General features: G+C 25.6%; 1 protein-coding gene. It reads left to right on the top strand.

Features of this window, described 5'->3' with window-relative positions; all coding sequences use genetic code 11:
• Nucleotides 1-439 precede the first annotated feature (439 nt).
• Nucleotides 440-1,040, top strand: a 601-nt coding sequence (locus ON17_RS03975; protein ID WP_334198830.1) for a DDE-type integrase/transposase/recombinase, incomplete at its 3' end; no start/stop codon positions are given.

Raw genomic sequence — 1,040 nt, 5'->3', positions numbered from 1 at the left:
TTAACCCCGTAAAACAATATATTACTTTATATACAGAACCCATGAATACTAAGTAATAACCAATTAACTAATCATTTAAAAAAGGAGTTCTATTAAATTTACTTTTATTTTATTAACTGAAATTTTTTTATAATAAAAATAGGTTAATAAAATAAAGAAGGGACTTCTTTTTTTACTTATTATAACGAACAAACAACATCATTACGATTTAAATACCAAATTAAAGGTTATTTTTACGAAAAAAGAAGGTTTCTTAAGCAACCAACAAATTCAAGCCAAATATAAGATCAAAAATAAAACTCAAATATATCAATGGATGATGTGGTTTGATAAGCAGCAACTTCATCGCCTACAACAACCCAAAGGTAAACAATATAAATATAGTAAAGGTATTTATGCAAATAAAAACTAAGTAGCCCTACAAGCTTTTAAAACCGCTATTAAAAAAAAATTAGGTGCTAACCCGAAAAAAAATAAAAAACTTTATTTTGCTATTATTCGAGAATATAAAGAAAAAATCCCTTTAAACCAACTTTTAAGATGGTTAGGTTTAGCCAAAACAACTTATTATCGCTGGTTAAAACAAATTTTTAAACCACAATTCTTAACCCCCGTAGAAAACGCGATTATTAAAATATGCAAGAGAAATCGTCGTTTTGGTAAATTTATTTTAGGTTATCGTAAAGTTCACCATAAATTGATCAAAATAGGTTTTAAAATAAACCCTAAAACTGTTTTAAAAAAAATGAAACAGTTTTATTTGTTATGCCAAACTATTAAAAACAAATATAGAAAACATATTCTTAAAAAACCACCTCTTACGGATTTAAATTTATTACAAAATAATTTTTATGCTTCTGGACCTTATGAGAAGTTATGCACTGATATTACTACTTTAATCTATGGGCCTAATTATGACAAAAAACTTTATTTATCAGCGATTATGGATTTATATAATCGAGAAATTATCGCTTATACTATAGCTGATAAACAAGATCTTTCTTTAGTTATGAATAGTTTAGAACAGTTAAAACCGCTTC

The organism is Poinsettia branch-inducing phytoplasma str. JR1, assembly GCF_000309465.1.
In the GTDB taxonomy this organism is placed as follows: Bacteria; Bacillota_I; Bacilli_A; order Acholeplasmatales; family Acholeplasmataceae; genus Phytoplasma; species Phytoplasma pruni.
The sequence above is the reverse complement of the archived record's forward strand: the minus strand, read 5'-3'. Positions and strand labels throughout refer to the sequence as shown.